The sequence below is a fragment of the Xanthobacter sp. DMC47 genome (assembly GCF_056313845.1).
Genome location: NZ_JBQUZM010000004.1, coordinates 1,648,396 through 1,668,451, shown reverse-complemented (window position 1 = coordinate 1,668,451; position 20,056 = coordinate 1,648,396). Strand labels below are relative to the sequence as shown.

Annotated in this window: 21 protein-coding genes; 11 read left to right on the top strand and 10 right to left on the bottom strand. The window is 68.0% G+C overall.

The genetic code is table 11. The features are described 5' to 3' along the window. The first annotated feature begins 15 nt into the window (after nucleotides 1–15). The 4 genes from ACT54R_RS19605 (at nucleotide 16) to ACT54R_RS19590 (ending at nucleotide 4,214) form a co-directional block, all read left to right on the top strand. Nucleotides 16–1,479 (top strand): sugar porter family MFS transporter, encoded by a 1,464-nt coding sequence (locus ACT54R_RS19605; RefSeq protein WP_476328971.1) that lies wholly within the window; start codon nucleotides 16–18, stop codon nucleotides 1,477–1,479. A gap of 66 nt (nucleotides 1,480–1,545) precedes the next feature. Further along, nucleotides 1,546–2,754, top strand: coding sequence for a sodium/glutamate symporter (gltS, locus tag ACT54R_RS19600; protein ID WP_476328969.1), 1,209 nt, complete (start codon nucleotides 1,546–1,548; stop codon nucleotides 2,752–2,754). A 540-nt stretch (nucleotides 2,755–3,294) separates the two neighbouring features. Next, nucleotides 3,295–3,777: a flavodoxin FldA gene (gene fldA, locus ACT54R_RS19595; RefSeq protein WP_168462492.1), complete on the top strand. Its 483-nt coding sequence runs from the start codon at nucleotides 3,295–3,297 to the stop codon at nucleotides 3,775–3,777. After that, nucleotides 3,756–4,214, top strand: a complete 459-nt coding sequence (locus tag ACT54R_RS19590) for a DUF2023 family protein (protein WP_476328966.1) — start codon at nucleotides 3,756–3,758, stop codon at nucleotides 4,212–4,214. The genes fldA and ACT54R_RS19590 overlap by 22 nt, the downstream gene beginning before the upstream one ends. Before the next feature lie 32 nt (nucleotides 4,215–4,246). Here ACT54R_RS19590 and ACT54R_RS19585 read toward each other — a convergent pair whose 3' ends face one another. Beyond that, nucleotides 4,247–4,606, bottom strand: coding sequence for a hypothetical protein (locus ACT54R_RS19585; protein ID WP_168462494.1), 360 nt, complete (start codon nucleotides 4,604–4,606; stop codon nucleotides 4,247–4,249). Nucleotides 4,607–4,896: 290 nt separating this feature from the next. Between ACT54R_RS19585 and ACT54R_RS19580 the strand changes: the two genes are divergently transcribed. From ACT54R_RS19580 to ACT54R_RS19570, 3 genes are all read left to right on the top strand, one after another. Then, on the top strand, nucleotides 4,897–5,646 hold the full coding sequence (locus tag ACT54R_RS19580) for a transaldolase family protein (protein WP_476328964.1): 750 nt from the start codon (nucleotides 4,897–4,899) through the stop codon (nucleotides 5,644–5,646). A 146-nt stretch (nucleotides 5,647–5,792) separates the two neighbouring features. Beyond that, complete coding sequence (locus ACT54R_RS19575; protein ID WP_476328962.1) at nucleotides 5,793–7,010, top strand: Ppx/GppA phosphatase family protein; 1,218 nt, start codon at nucleotides 5,793–5,795, stop codon at nucleotides 7,008–7,010. Continuing rightward, nucleotides 7,007–7,744: an RlmE family RNA methyltransferase gene (locus ACT54R_RS19570; protein WP_476328960.1), complete on the top strand. Its 738-nt coding sequence runs from the start codon at nucleotides 7,007–7,009 to the stop codon at nucleotides 7,742–7,744. The genes ACT54R_RS19575 and ACT54R_RS19570 overlap by 4 nt, the downstream gene beginning before the upstream one ends. Here ACT54R_RS19570 and ACT54R_RS19565 read toward each other — a convergent pair. Beyond that, on the bottom strand, nucleotides 7,741–9,180 hold the full coding sequence (locus tag ACT54R_RS19565; RefSeq protein ID WP_476328958.1) for an MFS transporter: 1,440 nt from the start codon (nucleotides 9,178–9,180) through the stop codon (nucleotides 7,741–7,743). The two genes, ACT54R_RS19570 and ACT54R_RS19565, sit on opposite strands and share 4 nt — an antisense overlap. Before the next feature lie 173 nt (nucleotides 9,181–9,353). On the opposite strand from ACT54R_RS19565, the gene ACT54R_RS19560 reads away from it, so the two are divergent. Beyond that, entirely contained in the window at nucleotides 9,354–9,608 is a 255-nt protein-coding gene (locus tag ACT54R_RS19560; RefSeq protein WP_168462499.1) for a hypothetical protein, read from the top strand. 36 nt (nucleotides 9,609–9,644) lie between these two features. Here ACT54R_RS19560 and ACT54R_RS19555 read toward each other — a convergent pair whose 3' ends face one another. After that, nucleotides 9,645–10,655 carry an NAD(P)H-quinone oxidoreductase gene (locus ACT54R_RS19555; protein ID WP_476328956.1) on the bottom strand — a complete coding sequence of 337 codons (1,011 nt, stop codon included), beginning with the start codon at nucleotides 10,653–10,655 and terminating at the stop codon, nucleotides 9,645–9,647. A gap of 142 nt (nucleotides 10,656–10,797) precedes the next feature. Here ACT54R_RS19555 and ACT54R_RS19550 point away from each other — a divergent pair, with 142 nt between their 5' ends. Both ACT54R_RS19550 and ACT54R_RS19545 read left to right on the top strand, forming a co-directional pair. Beyond that, nucleotides 10,798–10,980, top strand: a complete 183-nt coding sequence (locus tag ACT54R_RS19550; RefSeq protein WP_476328954.1) for a DUF1192 family protein — start codon at nucleotides 10,798–10,800, stop codon at nucleotides 10,978–10,980. 287 nt (nucleotides 10,981–11,267) lie between these two features. Continuing rightward, nucleotides 11,268–11,678, top strand: a complete 411-nt coding sequence (locus ACT54R_RS19545; protein WP_476328952.1) for a hypothetical protein — start codon at nucleotides 11,268–11,270, stop codon at nucleotides 11,676–11,678. A 101-nt stretch (nucleotides 11,679–11,779) separates the two neighbouring features. Here the strand turns inward: ACT54R_RS19545 and rpmE are convergent, their stop codons facing one another. Further along, nucleotides 11,780–12,004: a 50S ribosomal protein L31 gene (rpmE, locus tag ACT54R_RS19540; RefSeq protein ID WP_024277552.1), complete on the bottom strand. Its 225-nt coding sequence runs from the start codon at nucleotides 12,002–12,004 to the stop codon at nucleotides 11,780–11,782. 88 nt (nucleotides 12,005–12,092) lie between these two features. Here rpmE and ACT54R_RS19535 point away from each other — a divergent pair, with 88 nt between their 5' ends. Then, nucleotides 12,093–13,916: an ABC transporter transmembrane domain-containing protein gene (locus ACT54R_RS19535; protein ID WP_476328950.1), complete on the top strand. Its 1,824-nt coding sequence runs from the start codon at nucleotides 12,093–12,095 to the stop codon at nucleotides 13,914–13,916. A gap of 3 nt (nucleotides 13,917–13,919) precedes the next feature. Here ACT54R_RS19535 and ACT54R_RS19530 read toward each other — a convergent pair whose 3' ends face one another. The 6 genes from ACT54R_RS19530 to ACT54R_RS19505 form a co-directional block, all read right to left on the bottom strand. Beyond that, nucleotides 13,920–14,408, bottom strand: coding sequence for a GNAT family N-acetyltransferase (locus tag ACT54R_RS19530; RefSeq protein ID WP_476328948.1), 489 nt, complete (start codon nucleotides 14,406–14,408; stop codon nucleotides 13,920–13,922). Nucleotides 14,409–14,488: 80 nt separating this feature from the next. Further along, nucleotides 14,489–15,091: a DUF2239 family protein gene (locus ACT54R_RS19525; RefSeq protein WP_476328946.1), complete on the bottom strand. Its 603-nt coding sequence runs from the start codon at nucleotides 15,089–15,091 to the stop codon at nucleotides 14,489–14,491. A gap of 73 nt (nucleotides 15,092–15,164) precedes the next feature. Continuing rightward, the gene (locus tag ACT54R_RS19520) at nucleotides 15,165–15,530 is read right to left on the bottom strand and encodes a DUF1850 domain-containing protein (protein WP_476328944.1); all 366 of its coding nucleotides are present in this window, start codon (nucleotides 15,528–15,530) and stop codon (nucleotides 15,165–15,167) included. Further along, nucleotides 15,531–17,660, bottom strand: coding sequence for a TRAP transporter permease (locus ACT54R_RS19515; RefSeq protein WP_476328942.1), 2,130 nt, complete (start codon nucleotides 17,658–17,660; stop codon nucleotides 15,531–15,533). A 97-nt stretch (nucleotides 17,661–17,757) separates the two neighbouring features. Continuing rightward, nucleotides 17,758–18,735, bottom strand: a complete 978-nt coding sequence (locus tag ACT54R_RS19510; protein ID WP_476328940.1) for a TAXI family TRAP transporter solute-binding subunit — start codon at nucleotides 18,733–18,735, stop codon at nucleotides 17,758–17,760. Nucleotides 18,736–18,865: 130 nt separating this feature from the next. Next, entirely contained in the window at nucleotides 18,866–20,044 is a 1,179-nt protein-coding gene (locus ACT54R_RS19505; RefSeq protein ID WP_476328938.1) for an NnrS family protein, read from the bottom strand. Between the last annotated feature and the right edge of the window lie 12 nt (nucleotides 20,045–20,056).

Here is a 20,056-nt window from a genome sequence, read left to right as displayed (position 1 = left end):
GGCCGCTCCGGCAAGATGCCGGGCCTATCGCCGCTCGTTTTTTGTACTTATGCTCCACCGAAGGTCACGCTTACAAGCCCTGCATACAAGCCCCGGCGCGCTGCCCTGAAGCGTGCTCTACCCAGCTACCCGTCGGATGAAATGACGACCCTCTTCCTCACGGCGGGCCTCGTGCTCCTCAACGGCATGCTGTTCGGCTTCAGCACGGCGTCCATCGCCGGCGTGGTCGGCACCATTTCCGAAGCGTTCGCCCTCTCCACGCGCGCCACCGAGATGATGGTGACCTCGCTGCTGGCGGGCTGCTTCGTGGGCGCGGTGCTCGCCGCCCCCATCTCCCAGCGCATCGGCCGTCGCCCCTCCTGCCTGCTCGCCGCGGCTTTGGCCTGTGCGGGTTACGCGCTGGTGCCGCTCGGGCAGGCGATGGCGCCGGGGGTGGGGATGCTGGTGGTGGCGCGCATCCTCATCGGCCTCGGGGTCGGGCTCTCCTCCATGGTGGTGCCCATGTATGCGGCGGAGGTGACGCCCGCCCGCCATCGCGGCGCGGTGGTGTCCCTGTTCCAGCTGGCCGTCACCATCGGCATCCTGCTGGGCTATGCGGTGCCTCTCGCGCTCACTGGCCGCGCCGCGTGGGATCAGATGCTGGGCGGCGGCGCGCTGATCGCGGTGGCCTGCGCGTGCGCGGTGCTGCTGCTGCCGGAAAGCCCGCGCTGGCTGCTCTCCCGCGGCCGCATCGCGGAGGGGGAGGCAGCGGCGGTGCGGCTGGGCCTTGCCGGCGAGATCTCGTCCGCCGATGCGGAAGGCGCGGTGCCGGCCGGCGACTGGCGGGCCGTGCTCGGCACCGGCAGCACCAAGGCGGTGCTGGTGCTGTGCAGCGTGCTGTTCGTGCTGCAGAACTTCTCCGGCATCGACGGCATCCTCTATTACGCCCCGCACATCTTCACCGAACTCGGCTTCCCGGCTGGCGTCGCCGCGCTGGCCGCCACCTTCGGCCTTGGCCTCGTGAACGTGCTGGCGACGCTGGCGGCGATGATGCTGGTGGACCGCCTTGGTCGCCGTCCGCTGCTCATCGCCGGCTCGGCGGCCATGGCGGTGAGCCTGGCCGTGGTGATCGTCGCGGCGCTGGCGGACTGGCCCTATGTGGCGCTCGCCGGGCTGTGCGCCTACATCGTCGCCTTCGCGCTGAGCCTCGGGCCGCTGCCCTATGTGCTGATGTCCGAGCTGTTCCCCTCGGCCATCCGCGAGCGGGGCATCGCCGCCGCCTCGGCGACGAGCTGGCTGTTCAACGCCATCGTGGCGGCGAGCTTCCTCTCGGTGGTGGAGGGCATCGGCCTTGCCGCCACCATCGGCATCTTCCTCGTGGTGTGCGTCGCCTCCCTCTTCATCTCCCTCGCCTACGTGCCGGAGACCCGGCAGAAGGAGCTGGAGGACATCGAAACGGACGTGCTCGCCGGAAAAGCCCTGCGGCGGCTCGGCGCCTGACCGTTTCAGCCCCGCCCGGAATGGGCTACAGGTGGGGCGAGACAGGGCCGCGCAGGGGGAAGCCAGATGCCAGCGACGTTCGAGGTTTCGGGGCTGCTGAGCTTCACCATCGCCATCCTCGTCTACTTCCTCGGCGCCGGCCTCAACGAGATCATCACCCCGCTCAAGCGCTGGAACATCCCCGAGGCCGTCACCGGCGGCATCATCGCGGCGCTGGCCACGCTCTTCGCCTACAAGGTGCTGGGCCTCGCGGTGACGTTCGATCTCGACGCCCGCGACCTGCTGCTGCTCTATTTCTTCACCGGCATCGGTCTCAATGCCCGCGTCTCGGACCTCGCCACCGGCGGCAGGCCGCTGGTGATCCTGCTGCTGCTCACGGTGGTCTATCTGGTGCTGCAGAACGTGGTGGCCGTCGGCGGCGCGGCGGCCCTCGGCCTGCCCTATGGCGTGGGGCCGCTGCTCGGCTCGGTGTCGCTGGTGGGCGGCCACGGCACCACCATCGCCTGGGCGCCGCTGATCGCGCAGCGGTTCGATCTGCCCAACGCGCTGGAGATCGGCATCGCCAGCGCCACCCTCGGCCTCGTCATCGCCAGCCTCGTGGGCGGTCCGGTGGCAGGCCTGCTCATCTCCCGCTTCAACCTGCGCGGCAGCGGCGACGACGCCCCCATGGTGGGCCTGCCGGACACCCCGGCCGAGCCGGAGGGCGGTTCGGTCAACTACAAGAACATTCTCGTCACCATCCTGGCGCTCAACCTCGTCATCATCATCGCCTATGCCCTGGAAGGCGTGGTGGAGAAGACCGGCCTGAAGCTGCCCATGTTCGTGGTGTGCATGCTGGTGGCCATCGTCATCACCAACATCCTGCCCAGGGTCGCCCCCCGCCTGCCGTGGCCGGCCCGCACCCCGGCGCTGGCGCTGGTGTCCGACCTGTCGCTCAAGATCTTCCTCGCCATGTCGCTGATGAGCATGCAGCTCTGGACCCTCGGTGGCCTCGGCCCGGCGCTCGGCATGGTGCTGGCGCTGCAGACGCTGGTGGCGGTGGCCTACATCCTGTTCGTGGTGTTTCCCGCCATGGGCCGGAACTATCAGGCGGCGGTGCTCGCCGCCGGCTTCACCGGCATCAGCCTCGGCGCCACCCCCACCGCCATCGCCAACATGACCGCCGTGACCCGCACCCACGGCCCGGCGCCCATCGCCTTCATCATCCTGCCCTTGGTCTCCGCCTTCTTCATCGACATCGCGAACGCGCTGGCGATCGGCTTCATGCTGAGGTGAGAGAGCGGGGACGCGGCGTAGCGCGTGCGTTCGTCATCATCGTTAAGGCGCTTGCGCGGAGACCCCACTCAACCTGTCCGCTGTCATCGCCCGGCTCGTCCGGGCGATCCACCCATCGGCCTGCGCACTGTCGCAAAAACCCGAACCATCCCACCTGTGGATCGCCCGGACGAGCCGGGCGATGACGGTTGCGAGAGTTCAGCCCGGCTTTCACGGCGCCGCCGCCGCCATCCCAACCGCCCGACTTCCGGGACCAGCCCGGCCATGACGGCGGTGAAGGCCGGATGGGGTGCGCGTCACTCTTCGAGGTCGTTGCCCCGCTCGTCATGCCCGGTCGGTCTCCGACGACGGTGGTCAGCGCCCACCATCGAGACATTCCAATGTCTCCGATCCCCATTGTCTTGAACGAAACCTTGATGCCATGATGTTCATGCGATGCATTTGCATCGCGAACAATTGCCGTTTCCCAGGTCGTCGGCTTGCGTCATTTGCGAAGTCTGCGGCGACTGCTTTTGAATCATTCCATAAAGAGACGAGGACATGATTGTTAACGTGATCTTCGGCTCCGACGGCGGAGCCACCAAGGGCGTTGCGTCCCGGATTTCCAAGAAGTGCCAGGGCCGCGCGGTGGACATCAAGACGGCGAGCGCGGCCGATTTCGAGAATTGCGAGCTGCTCATCCTGGGGTCGCCCACCTATGGCGACGGCACGCTCCAGACCGACTGGGAGGAGCATATCGACAAGCTCCGCGGCGCCCGGCTGAAGGGCAAGAAGGTGGCCCTGTTCGGCACCGGCGACCAGGAAAGCTATCCCGGCTCCTTCGTGGACGCCATGGGCATTCTCTACGACGAGGTGACGGCGCTGGAGGCGGTGGTGGTCGGCTTCACCGATACCAAAGGCTACGACTTTCTCAATTCCACCGCCGAGCGCGACGGCAAGTTCGTCGGCCTCGCCCTCGACCAGGACACCCAGTCCGGTCTCACCGACAAGCGAGTGACCGCATGGCTCAGCACCATTCTCTAGAGGCCGCCTGCGAACTGCCGGGCGTGGCGGAGCCCGGCTGGCCGCCGGCCCCGGTGCGCCTTGCGGCAGGCGAGGAGGCAGGCGCCACGCAGCGTCTGTTTCACCATCATCTCTACGAGCTGGGGCGGGGCGTGCGGCCCCTGTTCCTGATGACGCTGGGGACGCGGGACCTGCCGCCTCTTCTGGCGCGGCTGGAGCGGGCGGGCATCGACCATTTTGTCCAGCAGGTGAGCCCGGCCAAGGCCAATCTCTTCTTCGGCCGCGATGCCTTCGTGGCGGTGGCGCGGGCGCTGGTCACAAGGCCGCTCAACGCCCTGACGGCGGAAGAGGACTTCATGCTGGGGACCATGCTCGGCTACGACCGCGAGCAGCAATGCCGCCGCTACCTTACCCGCTCCGGCCGCGGCCTCGACCGGCCGGCGCTGGCGGCGGAATAGGCTTCAGGGGGGCGGCTTCGGCCCGCAGTCCCTCAGACCGCACCCTCGGCATGGCGGGTCGCCAGCGGCAGGGAGGCGGTGGCGAGGAAGGAGCGGTAGCGCCGCCGGGCATCCATGGCGGTGCCGTTGTCGGAGATGGCGGCTTCCTGCAGCTCCGCCAGCGCCCAGGGCGCCGGGTCCACCGGCACGGCCACGATGGCCGGCGCGGCGCGGGAGGTGATCTCGATCACGTCGTGAGGGGTGAGGGCCTGGAGCGCATGGGCGGCGAGCTGGCGCTGGTAGGCCCGCCGTTCGGGAGACAGTTCCTCCCACGGCTCCAGCAGCGGATAACGCTGCTGCGAATAGGCGTGCATCGCCCGCGCCATCCGCTCCACCATGTCCGTCGAGACCATGCCCGCCTCTTGATGCCCTGATCTTCCAGTTGGACGGTAATCAGGTGCGCGAACCGCACGCCTCCGCCCCTACTGCCGCACCGAGGATGACCCGCCGGTTCTTTCCCGGAGGTTGCCGCCGGTCCAGCTGACACCGGCTCGTTCGACTCATGGTGAACACCCCCTTAATGCCACCGATATCCCACCCGGAAACCTGGGCTGACACCCGGTTCGAATTCTCGATCCGGGCGGTGTCCAATTTGCCGCAAACCGCCTATAGGATGGCCGAAATCGTCAAGGGAGCCGAAGAGATGTCCGTGAAGCTGAGCGACCTGAAGGTGAAGCTGTTCACCGACGGCGCCGACAAGGCGCAGATCGTGGAAATGGCGAAGCAGCCCCACATCGCCGGCTTCACCACCAACCCCTCCTTGCTGCGCAAGGCCGGCGTAACCGATTATGAAGCCTACGCAAAAGATCTCGTCGCAGCGGTGCCGGACCGGCATATCTCGTTCGAGGTCTTCTCCGACGACATCCCCGAAATCCGCGCCCAGGCCCGCGTCATCGCCACCTGGGGCGAGCATGTGCATGTGAAGCTCCCGGTCTCCACCACCCGCGGCGAAACCTTGTACGAACTGGTGCGCGACCTCGTGCAGGACGGCGTGAAGGTGAACCTCACCGCCATCTTCGACGTCCCCCAGGTGGACGAGGGCGTGAAGGCCCTGGCCGGCGGAGCGCCTTCAATTATCTCGGTTTTCGCCGGCCGGCTGGCGGATCTGGGCATCGATTACAAGCCGGCCATTTCCCGCGCGGTCGAGCTCTCCCGCGCCACGCCGAACGTCGAGGTCATCTGGGCCTCCACCCGCGAGGTGTGGAACGTGATCGAGGCGGACGAGATGGGCTGCCACATCATCACCGCCCCCGCCGACGTGCTGAAGAAGCTGCCCGCCATAGGCTCCCGCACCGCCGCCGAGCTGTCCCTGGACGCAGTGAAGGCCTTCCGCGCCGACGCCCTCGCCGCCGGCCTGACCCTCGATCTCAAGGGCCGCGCCGCCGCCGAGTGAGTCCCATCGCCTCGTGACCACGAACAAGGCACGCCGCGGCATTGCGCAGCGGCGTCGCGCTGTTACACTGGCCGCAAGGCGCAGCCGGCCGTGGACCTTCGCGGCGGCCTGAGCGCACGGGACCGCCTTGCGGCGAGGGACAGGACATGAGGGACGAGACGCACGGGCCCGGTGGGGGTCCGGAGCAGTCTTGCCGCAGCGGAACCGTTGCCGAGGCAACGGTATCTCCGTCGCGTGCGGAGACGGGTGGTGGTCCGGAGGACCAGCCTCCTGCCGCCCCGTGTGCCGCGTCTGCACCGTCCCAGGATCGCCGGACCGAGCCGCGGGTGCCGAGCCCGCACGGCATCTACGCCGCCATCGACCTCGGAACCAACAATTGCCGCCTCCTGATCGCACGGCCAACCGCCCGCAGCTTCCGCGTGGTGGACGCCTTCTCGCGCATCGTTCGCCTCGGCGAAGGGCTTGGCGCGTCCGGCCGCCTGTGCGACGGCGCGATGGAACGGGCCTTGGGCGCGCTTGAAATCTGCGCTGCCAAAATGGACCTGCGCGGCGTCACCCGCGCCCGGATGGTGGCGACCGAGGCCTGCCGCTCCGCCGTCAACGGCGAGGACTTCTGCTCGCAGGTCGAGGCCCGCACCGGGCTGACGCTGGAGGTGGTTGACCGCCGCACCGAGGCGGGGCTTGCCGCGACCGGGTGCGCACCACTGGTCGACCCCTCCTGCGAGGGCGCGGTGCTGTTCGACATTGGCGGCGGTTCGACCGAAGTGGTTTGGCTCGGCCGCCGCTCGGCCGGCGACGATGGCCCGCCGCGGGCCCGCATCCGCTCCTGGGTCTCGCTGCCCGTGGGGGTCGTCTCCCTCTCGGAGCGCCACGGCGGCGTGAAGGTGTCGCCGGACGTGTTCCACACCATGGTGGACGAGGTGTGTGGCATGCTCGACGGCGTGCGCCAGAGTTGGGGCGTGCGCGCCCCCGCCCGGCTGCACCTTCTGGGTACGTCGGGAACGGTGACGACCGTCGCCGGCATCCATCTCGGCCTCGACCGCTACGACCGCGCGCGCGTCGACGGGGCCTGGCTCGGGGCCAGCCACATCGAGCAGGTGGTGGACCGTCTGATGACCATGAGCTTCGAGGAGCGCGTGGCAAATCCGTGCATCGGCGCCCAGCGGGCGGATCTCGTCCTCGCCGGCTGCGCCATCATGGAAGCGGTGCGCCGCGTATTTCCCGCCGACCGACTGCGGGTCGCCGATCGCGGGCTGAGGGAGGGGATGCTGGTGCAGATGATGCGGGCGGACGGCGTGTGGCGGAACGGCCGCTCAGCCGACGGCTTCCACGCGACCGCGCCGAACGGAAGCCGCCCAGCGTGACCACACCACCCCGTGGGCCGGACGGCCGGCCGCTGAAGGTTCGCGTGAAGACCTCGCGCGGCCGCACCACCTCCCAGCAGAAATGGCTTCAGCGCCAGCTGAACGACCCTTACGTGGCGCGGGCCAAGCGCGAGGGTTGGCGCTCCCGCGCGGCGTTCAAGCTCATCGAGATGGACGAAAAGGCGAAGCTTCTGAAGCGTGGACTGCGCATCGTCGATCTCGGCGCTGCGCCCGGCGGCTGGAGCCAGGTGGCGGCGCAGAAGATCGGCCTCGAGCAGGGGCAGGGTAAGATCGTCGCCATCGACCTTCTCGAGATGGACCCGATTCCCGGTGTCGTCTTCGCCCAGATGGACTTCCTCGCTCCCGACGCGCCGGGGCGGCTGATGGAGATGCTCGGCGGGCAGGCGGATTTTGTGATGTCCGACATGGCGGCGAACGCCACGGGTCACAAGAAGACCGACCACTTGCGCATCGTTGGCCTCGTGGAACTCGCGGCTGATTTCGCCAGGCAGGTGCTTGCGCCGGGCGGCGCCTTCCTCGCCAAAGTCATCCAGGGGGGCACCGAGGGCACGCTCCTCGCCAATCTCAAGCGCGATTTCGCGCTGGTGCGTCATATCAAGCCCGCCGCCAGCCGGGCCGATTCGGCCGAGCTTTATGTGCTCGCAACCGGTTTCCGGGGGAAGGTCGAAGCAGCGGAGCACGAGACGGACGAGACCGACGAAGCGGAAGCCTAGTCCGGCGGCACTTCGCTGCGCGGATCGTCCAGGTCCGGCTTGCGGGCCGTGAGCGAGGCGCCGGCATCCTTCGGCAGGGGAATGAAGAAGAAGATGCTGAGTGCGCTCACCGCCGCCACCACGAGGAAGGCGGCGGAGAAGTCGCCCTGGGTCACCGCCACCTCGCCCCGTGAGGCCCGCATGGTTTCCAGCACCAGGCCCGCCACGGCGACGCCGAACGAGAGCGAGACCTGCTGTGCCACGCTCGCAAACGAAGTGGCCCGGCTCATCTCGGCCGGCTCCACGTCGGCATAGCTCAGCGCGTTCAGGGCCGTGAACTGCAGCGAGCGCAGGAAGCCGCCCACCAACAGCAGCGATGCGATGAGCCAGTGGGGGGTCAGCGGCGTGAAGGCCGCATTGATCGCGATGAAGCCGCTGCACAGGAAGACATTGGCGATAAGCACATGCTTGTAGCCGATGCGCCGCAGCAGCTTTGCGGCGGTGAACTTCATGGCCATCGCCCCAGCGGAAGCGGTGAAGGTGAGGAGGCCGGAGGCGAAGGGCGAGAGGCCGAAAGAGAGCTGCAGCATCAGCGGCAGCAGGAACGGCATGGCGCCGATGCCCACGCGGAACAGGGAGCCTCCCACGACGCCCGCGCGGAACGTGCCATGGCGCAACAGCCGCAGATCGAGCACGGCGTGCGGGGTGACTCGGGCGTGGCGCACGTAGAGGAACAGGAAGAATGCCCCGGTGACGCCGATGGCGATCGCCGCCCATTGCGGCACGAGCACCTCCTGTCCTAGCACGGCAAAGCCGAAGACGAGGCCGGCCAACCCCACGCCCGACAGGATCAGGCCCTTGAGATCGAGGGGCGGGACGTCCTCCTCGCGCACGTTCTCGATGAAGCGGGTGGCGAGGAACACGCCCAGCACGCCGATCGGCACATTGATGAAGAAGATGAGGCGCCAGTCGAAATAGGTGGTGATGAAGCCGCCCAGCGGCGGACCGAACACCGGGCCCAGCAGCGCGGGAATGGTGAGCCAGGCGAGCGAGGAGACCAGCTCGGATTTCGGCACCGAGCGCAGAATGACGAGGCGCCCCACTGGCACCATCATGGCTCCGCCCATGCCCTGGATGATGCGGTAGAGCACGAAGTCCGCCAGCGAAGAGGACAGGCCGCACAAGATCGAGCCGATAGTGAAGATGACGATCGCCGATCGGAAGACCGTTCGCGCGCCGTAGCGGTCGGCGGCCCAGCCGCTGGCGGGGATGAAGACGGCGAGCGAGAGCAGGTAGGAGGTCAGCGCCAACTTCAGCGCCACCGGGTCCTCGCCGAGGTCGGCGGCAATAGCGGGCAGGGAGGTGGCGATGACGGTCGAGTCCACCTGCTCCATGAAGAGCGCGCAGGCGACAATGAGCGGAATGAGGACTTGAGGCGGGAGCGCCTTGAGCTGCATCAGCTTACCTTTGGGCCGGTCCGTTCGGGCCTCGCCGTTTCCCCTTCTCCGCAATAGGCGGAGGCGGCGCCCCGATCAACCGGCGTTCGGCGCATGGTCCGGCCCCGATCCTTGCAGCACGGGCAGGGCACACCATATGGACGTTGGGCCTCAAAGGAGGGCCCGGGAAGACCATGATCTACATTCTCGCCGCTCTGCTGCCGCCCGTCGGCCTGCTGGTGAACGGGCAGCCTATCTCGGCCATCATCAATTTGGTGATGATCGTGCCGTGCATCCTGCTCGGCTTGATCTTCCCGTTGATGTTCCTGGTGCCCTCCGCCCATGCGGTCATCGCGGTGCACATGAAGCGCACCGACCGCCGCCAGCGGGAGGTCATCGAGGCCATCCAGCGCTCGGGCGGCGTGCCCCCGCGCGACTGGCGCCCGTGAAGGCAGAGGCGGGGCAATCCCCCGCCTCGTCCGGAGTTAGACCACCACAAGCACGATCTTGCCCACGTGCGCGCTCGCATCCATGCGGGCGTGCGCGCCGGACGCGTCGGTGAGCGGGAAGGTCTCGTCCATCACCGGGCGGTACTTTCCGGCGGCGATCAGCGGCAGGACGTGCTCCACGATAGCGGCGGCTATTGCTGCCTTTTCCGCGACCGGGCGCGAGCGCAAGGTGGAGCCGGTGTGCGTGAGGCGCTTCAGCATGAGGCGCATGAAGTCCACCTCGGCCTTGGCGCCCTGCTGGAAGGCGATCTGGACGATGCGGCCGTCCTGGGCCGCCGCCTCGTAATTCTTCTGGATGTAAGGACCGCCGATCATGTCGAGGATGACGTTGGCGCCCTTGCCGGCGGTGAAGCTTTTCACCTCCGCGACGAAGTCCTGCGTCCTGTAGTTCACCGCAAGGTCCGCGCCGAGCTTCACGCAGGCGGCGCACTTTTCATCCGATCCGGCGGTGACCACCACGCGGGCGCCGAACGCCTTGGCCAGCTGGATCGCCGTGGTGCCGATGCCGCTCGCTCCGCCATGAACCAGCAGGGTCTCTCCGGCCTTCAGTCCGCCGCGGTCGAAGATGTTGCTCCATACGGTGAAGACGGTCTCGGGCATGGCCGCGGCCTCGGCCATGGAGAGGCCTTCGGGCACGGGCAGGGTGGTGGCCTCGTGGGCGGGGCAATATTCGGCATAGCCACCGCCGGTGACGAGGGCGCACACCTTGTCGCCGATCTTGTAGGTGCTCGCGCCCTCTCCCAGCGCCACCACGGTGCCGGCAATCTCGAGCCCGGGAATATCGGACGCGCCAGGGGGCGGCGGGTAGAGCCCCTTGCGCTGCATCACGTCCGGCCGGTTGATGCCGGCCGCCTCCACCTTCACCAGAACCTCGCCCGGCGCGGGCTTGGGCACCGGCCGGGGGCCGGGCACCAACTTCTCGGGGCCGCCTGGGGCGCTGACGGTGATAGCGGTCATGGTCTCGGGCAGGGCGGCGGCGCTGGACATGGAAGGCTCCGGCAAGGGCGGCGGCACGAGGCTCTTCCCAGCCCGGCCGCGGCGCGCAAAATAGGGGGATCCGACTGGAGGCAACCGCGCCTGAGGCTGCGGCGGTCGCCGCGGAGAATAGGGAAGGGGAGGAGCAAAGCCAATGGATGAGGAGATCAAGCCGAGGCCTGCCGATCCGTTGGCTGGCGCGGACGTGTCGCGCCTGTCTGTGGACGAGATTGAGGCGCGCATAGCCGCGCTGAAGGCGGAGATCGCGCGGCTGGAGGCGGCGCTCGTCTCCAAGCGCGCCTCCCGCGCGGCGGCCGACGCAGCCTTCAAGCTTTAGGACGGCGGCCCGGCTGCTGGACTGCGATCGTGCCGGCTCTGTTCGCGCGGGATGGGCGGCTAGCGGGTTCGTGTTAACGCCGCGTCAATAACCCGCGCGCATCTTGGAGTTGTCCGTCGGAAAAGATCCTCCCCGGACTTCTGGCAACTCTCCCTGTCGGACTTCGAGCCGCCGTAAGGCGGCTCTTCTTTGGCCAGCCCCCGATATCCCCAGTCTGATCGGAGCCGCTCCTCTTTACGGGGGCACCGGCTCCGCGCTTGATGCCGGTTCCTTCGACGGAGCGGGCAGTGGATCAGGAGCAGGGTAGGGGAGGCGGGATCGCTCGCGGCTTTGAACGCCTCGCGGCGGCCGAAGCGCGTCTGGCGCCCTCGACGCTTCTGCCAGCCGATGCGGAAGCGCTGGCGCGCCTCCGCTCCGACATCGCGGCGGGACTGGTGCTGCTGCTAAGCCGGGACGAAGCGTCCATGTCCTGCTCGGAAGTGGCAGCTGCCGCGGCGCCGCTGGCGCTGATACTTCCCGCACATGTGATGGTGCGTCTGCCGGCGGTCGCGCGCCTTGCCGCGCTCGATCTGGCCGCCCTCGCCGATGGTGTCGCCGCCCAGCTGGCGGTGATCCCGGAGGGGGACGCTGGAGCCGCCCAAAAGCAAAAGCCGCGACGGCGGCAGGGCCGCCCGCGGCTTGAACTTGTCATTCCCTGACGGGTCTCCGACCTCGGAGGAGGGCGGTTGTGCGTTTGCGTCGCTGCGGCGGAGGCGCGCAGCACCGCAGCGGCAGCAGGGGCCCGAACGCCCCGGCGGCATCAGCCCTTGAGCAGCGCGCCGAACTTGTTCTTGAAGCGGGACACGCGGCCGCCGCGGTCCATCAGCTGCTGGCTGCCGCCGGTCCACGCCGGATGGGTGCGCGGATCGATGTCGAGCTGAAGGGTGTCGCCCTCCTTGCCGTAGGTCGACCGGGTCGTGTACTCGGAACCGTCCGTCATCACCACCTTGATGAAGTGGTAATCGGGGTGAATGTCGCTCTTCATTGGTTCAATCCTTTATCGCCACGCCCGCCCCGCTAGGGAGGGCAGCGTCAATTTCGGTTCCTGACGGAAGTGGCGGGTCTATAGCCGAGTGGATGCCTTGACACAAGCCGACACCTCATCTGCCCCTGTCGACAGCTCCGACACCCGCGCCGACGCTCAAAAGCGCAGGCGAGACCTGAAGCCGCTCGCCGGTCTGGCGCCATATCTCAAGCGGTATCGAGGTCGGGTCGCGGCTGCGCTCTGCGCCCTTCTTGCCGCTGCGCTCGCGACGCTCGCGCTGCCCATCGCCGTGCGGCGCATGATCGATTTTGGTTTTGCCGAGGATCATGCCGGCCTTGTGGACCAATATTTCGGGGTGCTCGTGGCGGTGGCCGCGGTGCTCGCCCTCGCCTCGGCCTGCCGCTATTATCTTGTTACCACTCTCGGTGAGCGGATCGTATCGGACCTGCGTACGGCGGTGTTCGCCCGCCTCGTGACGCTGGACGGCACCTTCTACGATTCGGCCCGCTCCGGCGAACTTACCTCCCGCCTCACCGCCGACACCACGCAGCTGAAATCCGCCGTGGGCGCTTCCGCTTCGACGGCCCTGCGCAATCTCATGATGTGCATCGGCTCGGTGGCGATGATGGTGGTCACAAGCCCCCGCCTGTCCGGTCTCGTGCTGGTCGCCATCCCGATCATCGTGCTGCCGTTGATGGCCTCGGGCCGCAAGGTGCGACGCCTGACACGTCAGGCGCAGGACACTCTTGCGGATGCCTCAGCCTATGCCGCCGAGGCGCTGAACAGCATGCGAGCCCTGCAGGCGGCCAGCGCCGAGGGCGCGGCGCGGCAGCGGTTTGACGGGGCGGTGGAGCAGGCGTTCGATGCCGCCCGGCAGGCCACGCAGGCCCGCGGCTGGCTGACCGGCATTGCCATCTTCCTGGTGTTCGGCTCGGTGGTGGCGGTGCTGTGGGCGGGCGCGCAGTCGGTGCTGGCGGGCACCATGACGTCGGGCGCGCTGGGCCAGTTCGTGCTCTATGCGGTGCTCGCAGCAGCCTCCCTCGGCAACCTCTCCGAGACCTGGGGCGAGATGTCCGCCGCTGCCGGAGCTGCCGAGCGCATCGGCGAACTGCTCAGGGTGGAGCCGCAGGTGCGTGCGCCGGCGAAGCCCGTGGCGCTGCCGGCGCGGGTCAGCGGCGCCATCCGCTTCGACGAAGTGTCTTTCTCCTATCCGACGCGGCCCGACCATTCGGCACTCACCTCCGTTTCGTTTTCCATACGGCCGGGAGAGCGGGTGGCTCTCGTCGGGCCGTCCGGAGCCGGCAAGAGCACCGTCTTCCAGCTGCTCGAACGCTTCTACGACCCGCAGGCCGGGCGCATCGTCCTTGACGACATCGACATTCGCGAGACGGATCCCATTGCCGTGCGGCGGCAGATGGCGCTGGTCCCGCAGGAGGTGGCCATCTTCGCCGATAGCGTGCGGGCCAATATCCGGCTGGGCCGGCCGGAGGCCACCGACGCCGAGGTGGAAGAGGCGGGGCGTGCGGCGCTGGTGGACGAGTTCGTCGCCCGGTTGCCGCAGGGCTGGGACACGATGGTGGGCGAGCGCGGCGTGACGCTCTCCGGCGGGCAGCGCCAGCGCATCGTGATCGCCCGCGCCATCCTGCGCGGCGCACCCATCCTGTTGCTCGACGAGGCCACGAGCGCACTCGACGCAGAAAGCGAAACCCTGGTGCAGACGGCGCTGGAGCATTCCATGCAGGGGCGCACCACGCTGGTCATCGCCCATCGCCTCGCCACCGTGCTCTCCGCCGATCGCATCCTGGTCATGGAGGCCGGGCGCATCGTCGACGAAGGCACCCATGCGGAACTGGTTGCGAAGGGCGGCCTCTATGCCCGCCTCGCCCAGCTCCAGTTCCACGCGGCAGCCTAGGTTTCAGGCGCCGCGCCACTCCATGCGGTAGGTCCGGCGGCCGGACATTGGATTGGCACCTTCCGAGACGATGGCCAGCCCCATTTTCTCGTAGAAGCGCACCGCTCGAGGATTGTCCTGGTTCACATCCAGTGCGACGAGGGCAGGGGAGAGGCGGCGCGCCTCCGCCATCAGCGCCTCCGCTGCGCCCTTGCCCCAGAAGGGCGGCGCGACAGCCAATTGATCGAGATAGCCGGTGCGCGGATGGATGACGACGAAACCGGCCACGCGCCCTTCACGCGTTCCTTCCCGCGCCACCTGGATCAGTGCGCCGTCGGCTGTCAGGGCATCCAGATGGCTTTCCAGCCACGGAAGGCGTGCGACGAAATCGATGTCGGACATGGTCTTCGCCCAGGTCTCCACCCACAGCTGCGCCATGGCCGGCCGATCCTCGGGCACGGCCATCGCGAGGATATAGGTGGAGGCTGGCGCTTGGTGTGTCGGGTCGGACATGGTGGCTCCGGCTGTTGCCCCACACTGCGCCCGCCCGGTTGCCGTGGCTTTAATGCAGGTTGGACGCCGCGGATCGGCGTTCAGCCTGCGCCGTCACCTTCCGTGCCAAAGGCGAGGCGCAAGGCGTGTGTGCGGACGTCGGGCGGCCAGCCGACGGTCATCTGCTCCAGCCCGGCACGGTCGTCGGCAAACAGGGCGCGGGTGGCTTCCTCATAGCCCGGCAGGTCTCCGGCAAGCGCCTGCATGAAGTGATAGGCCGCGGACTGGGCGGCGCGCCGCTGCTGCTGCGGGGCATCACGGCGGCGTGCCTCGTCCACCAGCCGGCGCAGGGTCGCAGAGGCGCCGCTCGGCTGGGCGGCGAGCCAGTCCCAGTGCCGCGGCAGCAGCGTCACTTCGCGGGCGACGACGCCGAGCTTCGGGCGGCCGCGGCCCTTGGCGGGCGCGTCTGGCTCGGGGGCAGCCGGCGCGCCAGCAGCATCGAGGCGGGCGAGGATTTCGGCGTCGTCACCACGCAGGTCGAGATCGATGAGCCGCCCCGTGACATCGTCGAAGACGAGCACGGTGCCGAAGTCTGCGGAGGCCGTAGCAGCCTTCACCGCCAGCGCCACATCGGACAAGGCGCCGGTGCGCAGAAGACGCGTTCCGGCGAAGGCGGTGCAAATTCGGGTAAGGGACAGAGACACGCGACAATTCCAGTTGCTCGCTAAAAATACCCGGATAAAAACGCATGTCCAGCGCCTGCGCAGGCGGCCGGGCCTATTCGCAGGTGGTTAACGTCACCGGATCGGCACCGGGCGGGACGAACTCGGCCATCGGGCGACAGGTGTCGGCGATGCAGACCTGCCAGTCGGCCGTCGCTCCCGAGCGGCGCAGGATCACCTCCCGCTGTGGCGCCAGAGCGGGATGGGAGACATAGAAGCCACCCACCAGGACCGCACCTTCCGGCGGCTCCATGCCGGCGCCCGACCCCTGGACGCGCACCTCGTCTAGCACAAGGCCGGCCGGAGTGGCGCGCCAGTCCTCCTGCCAGGTGCTCTTCTGCACGGAATGGGTCCAGGCAAGGGTGATGGCAGCGGCAAGCCGCACCACCGTCGCCCCCGCCACGAGGCAAGCGAGGGCCACTCAGGCCGCGCCCGGACGCGCCCGGCTCTTCCAGTAGTGCCAGCCGATGAAGGCGGCGGAGGCGGCGAAGCCGATCTCGTCGGTCATGGGCAGGGCCAGGATGAGCAGCGCCGCGGCGACAAAGGCGACGATGCGCTCCACGACATTGAGCGGCGCCAGCAGGTAGCCCGTCGCCGTGGCAGCCCACAGGATGATGGCGATGACCGCCTTGACGAACACGTAGGCCACCGCCGGCCAGAAGCCGATGATGTCGGCCATGGGATCGCCGTTCTGCAGCATCAACGCCGGAGCATAGACCGCCATGAACGGCACCACATAGCCCGCGACCGCGATGCGCGTTGCGATCCAGCCGATGGTTTGACCCGAGGCGCCCGCAATGGGCGCCGCTGCGAAGGCAGCGAGCGCCACCGGCGGTGTCAGGTCGGCCATGATACCGAAATAGAAGACGAACATGTGTGAAACGATGAGCGGCACCCCGAGCGCTAGCAGCGCCGGGCCGGCGATGGAGGCGGTGATGATGTAGTTCGGGATGGTTGGCAGCCCCATGCCGAGGATGAGGCAGGCGATCATCGTCAGCACCAGCGACAGGAACAGCGAGTTCTTGCCCACTTCCACCACGAAGGTGGCGAAGGTTGTGGCGACGCCGGTCAGGGTGAATACGCCGATCATGGTGCCCACCAGCGCGCAGGCGATGCCCACGGGCAGCGCGTTGCGCGCGCCGTCCGCCATGCTCTCGATGCTGATGCGCAGCGTCTCGCGACCGCCTTTCACAAAAAACAGGATGGCCACCAGCACGGCGATGACGGTGGCGACGCCGTTGATGCCGTATTCCAGGAAGCTCGCCGCCGACAGGCCGAGCACAATCCAGAACACCACCCGGAGTCCGTAAGGCCCGATCAGGCGTGCCACCGGGGCGCCGAGCACGATGAGCGCAGTAAGCGCAAGGCCGACAGTGCCTGCAAACAGAGGCGTATAGCCGGAGAACAGCAGCCAAACGAGGGCCGCCAGCGGCAGGATGAGGTACCAGTTGTTCCTCAGTGCCAGCCAGGCGTTCGGGCACTTGTCTTTGGGCAGGCCGGAGAGGCCATCCTTGCCGGCCTCCAGATGCACCATGGCGAAGACGGTGAAGAAATAGAGGAAGGCCGGGATCACCGCCGCTGTGGCGATGGTGGCGTAGGGCACGTCGATGGTCTCGGCCATGATGAAGGCGACCGCGCCCATCACCGGCGGCATGATCTGGCCGCCCATGGAGGCGGTTGCCTCTACCGCCCCGGCAAAAGCCGGCTTGTAGCCGAACCGCTTCATCAGCGGGATGGTGAACTGGCCGGTGGTAACGACGTTGGCGACGCCCGAGCCGTTGATGGTGCCCATCAGCGCCGAGGAGATCACGGCCACCTTGGCCGGGCCGCCTTTTGCATGGCCAACCGTGCCCATGGCGAGGTCGTTGAACAGCTGGATCATCCCCGCCCGCTCGAGGAAGGCGCCGAACAGGATGAACAGGAAGATGAAGGAGGAGGAGACGTAGGTGGGTGTGCCGTAGATGCCCTCCGTGCCGAGGAACATCTGGTCCACCACCTGCACATAATCGAACGGGCGGTGGTCGAGGGGCGCGGGCAGGTATTCACCGAACAGTCCGTAGAGGATGAAGCCGCCGCACATGATCGGCAGGGATGCGCCCATCAGCCGTCGAGAGCCCTCGAACACCAGCGCCACCGCGATGGTGCCGACCACGATGTCCATGGTGGAGGGGTCGCCCGCCCGCTGGATCAGCGCGGCGTAGAACACCCAGTGATAAAGGCCGACGATGAACGAGAAGATGCCGAGGCCCCACAACACCAGGCGCTCGGTTCCTGTCTTGTGGTTCGCGGCGATGGCGAACACCACCAGGAGCAGAAAGCCCACATGGACGGAGCGGACGATCTGGCTCGCCAGTGGGCTCCAGGCGGCCGTGACGACCTGGAAGGTCGAGAAGGCCACGGCAATCCAGAACACCGTCCGACCCCATGCGCCCGGCCCCCAGGTGAGGTCGAGCAGCGCGTCGTCCACCACCACCGGTGCGCCGTGGCTGGGGTTGTTCACGTCGTGGCTCACCGGCGGGACGGTCTGCGGCGTGTGGAGCGAGGAGGTCATGGATCAGGGCTCGCGGCGTCTGGCGCGGTCTGGAATGGGAAACGGCGGCGCTGAAGCGCGCCGCCGGCAAGGCGAGGAAGCCGGACGGCTCGTCGGCTCAGGGCGTCACGCCCTTTTCCTTGAAGAACTTCTCCGCTCCCGGATGGAAGGCGACCGGTGAGCCCTTCATCGCATTGGCAAGCGTGATGGACTTGGCCGCCGAATGGGCCGCCGCCAGTTCCGGCAGGTTCTCGTAGATGGCCTTGGTAATGGCGTAGACCTCGTCGTCCTTCAGGTCGGAGCGGGTGACGAGGAAGTTCGGGACCGCCGCAGTCGCCACGTCCGCGCTCTGGCCTTCATAGGTGCCGGCGGGGATAGTGGTCTTGAGATAGGGCGCGCCGATCTTGTCGATGACCGCGCCTGGCACCTCCACCACCACGATGGGCACTGAATTCGCGAGGTCCTTGATGGACGCGACGCCGAGGCCGGCGGACTGCAACGTGGCGTCGAGCTGGCGGTTCTTCATCAGCTCCACGGATTCGGCGAAGGGCAGGTACTCGATCTTGCCGAGGTCGTCATACTTCAGCCCAGCCGCATTGAGGATGGCGCGGGCGTTGAGTTCCGTGCCGGACTTGGGCGCGCCCACGGAGAGGCGCTTGCCCTTGAGATCCGCGATGGTCTTGATGCCGGAATCCTTGGAGGCGACGATCTGGATATAGTTGGGATAGATGCCGCCCAGCGCCCGCACCTTGGTCAGCGGGGCCTTGAAACCGGCCTCTTCCTTGCCGGCCGCACCGTCGGCCAGGCTGTCCGCGAGGGTGAAGGCGACTTCGCCCTTGCCCTGCTGGATGAGGTTCAGATTTTCCACCGACGCCTTGGTGGCCTGCACCGAGGGGCGGGTCCCGGGCACCTTTTCGCCGATCACCTTCGAGATGGCCACGCCGAGCGGATAATAAACGCCAGACGTTCCGCCGGTGAGGACGTTCACGAACTCGGCCCGGGCGGCCGCCGGGGTGAAAGCGAGCGCGCACGTCAGGGCGGCTGCCGCGAGGCGGGCAGGCCGAAACGGGTTGGCTGCGGCGGACAGGCGCTGCATGGGCGTTCTCCCTTTTGGTTAAATCGTTAAAGGGAGGCTACCGTCTCGTACCGTAAAGGCCAGCGCCTTTCTGTCTCTTGCGACTAAAGTCGTATTCGCGGTTGCGGGGTAAGGCCAAGCTTGGTGCAGGTCATCCTCGCCGCGCGAGCATGGGCCAGTAGATGGCGACGAACCCGGCAAAGGCGGCGCACCAGCAGGCTGCCGCGACCAGCATCAACGGAGTCGTCCATTGCGGGAGGCAGGCCATGGCCACACGCGCCACAAGTGCTGCGGCGACAAGGAGATAGACCGCGACAGTGCCAGGCGTCGCGGCGAGGGCCTGGCCGGAATGGCCGAGGGTCGCCCGTGTCATCATGGCCAAGGTCATGCCACCGATGCCGCCGATGGCCCAGACATGGAGCCCGGCGGCGGCCGGCACATGATCCGGCGCCAGCGCCGATGCCCCGGCCGCGAGGAAGCCCAGCGCCACCAGCAGAAAAGCGCCGTGCAGCACAAGAACCAGCGGATCGGAGACAGTCCGCCAGCCGCGCCAGCGGGCGAGCCGGGCCAGGGTCGTAAGGCCGGCGGCGATCAGGGCAAGGCCAGTCAACCCCTTGTCCGGAAAGGCGATCCAGGCGACGAGGGCCAGGGCGGAGGCGGCGAGCGCACAGGCGTCCCAACGGTCGAACGGCGCCGGGCGGCGCTCATTCGGGCGCCGGGCCAGCCAGTTGCCGGTGAAGCTCGGCACGACGCGGCCGCCGAACAGGAGGATGAGGAAGACGATCAGCGCCAGCGCCGCCCGCCCGGCAAGGTCGGCATCGCCGGTAAAATGGGCTTCGAGATGGAAGGCGAGATTGGCGAGGCCGAGCAGCCCCACAACTCCTACCACCTTGAGATTGCGCCAGTTTTTTCCGGCCGCGATCTCCCGTGCCACCACCAGCGCGAAGACGGCAAGGAAGGCCACGTCGATCACCGCCGCCGCTGCCCAGCCGATGCGGGCAGAGACGAGCACGGCGACGCGGCCGGAAAACCAAAGCAGGACAAGGCTTCCGAGGGCATTGCCCGCGACCGGCAGGCGGCCGGTCCAGTTGGGGATGGCGGTGAGGAGGAAGCCGGCGATGACGGCCGCGCCATAGCCGAACAGCATCTCGTGGGCGTGCCATTCGACGGGGGAAAATGCAGTCGGCAGAATGACTTCGCCGAGGAAAACCGCCGGCCAGACGGCGATGGCGGCAAGGGCGAACAGGCCGGCGCCGAGGAAGAAGGGGCGGAAGCCCCGGCTCAGCAGGGCGGCGCCGGTGAAGGCGCGGAATGTTGCGGCGGTGCGCATGGCTATAATCCT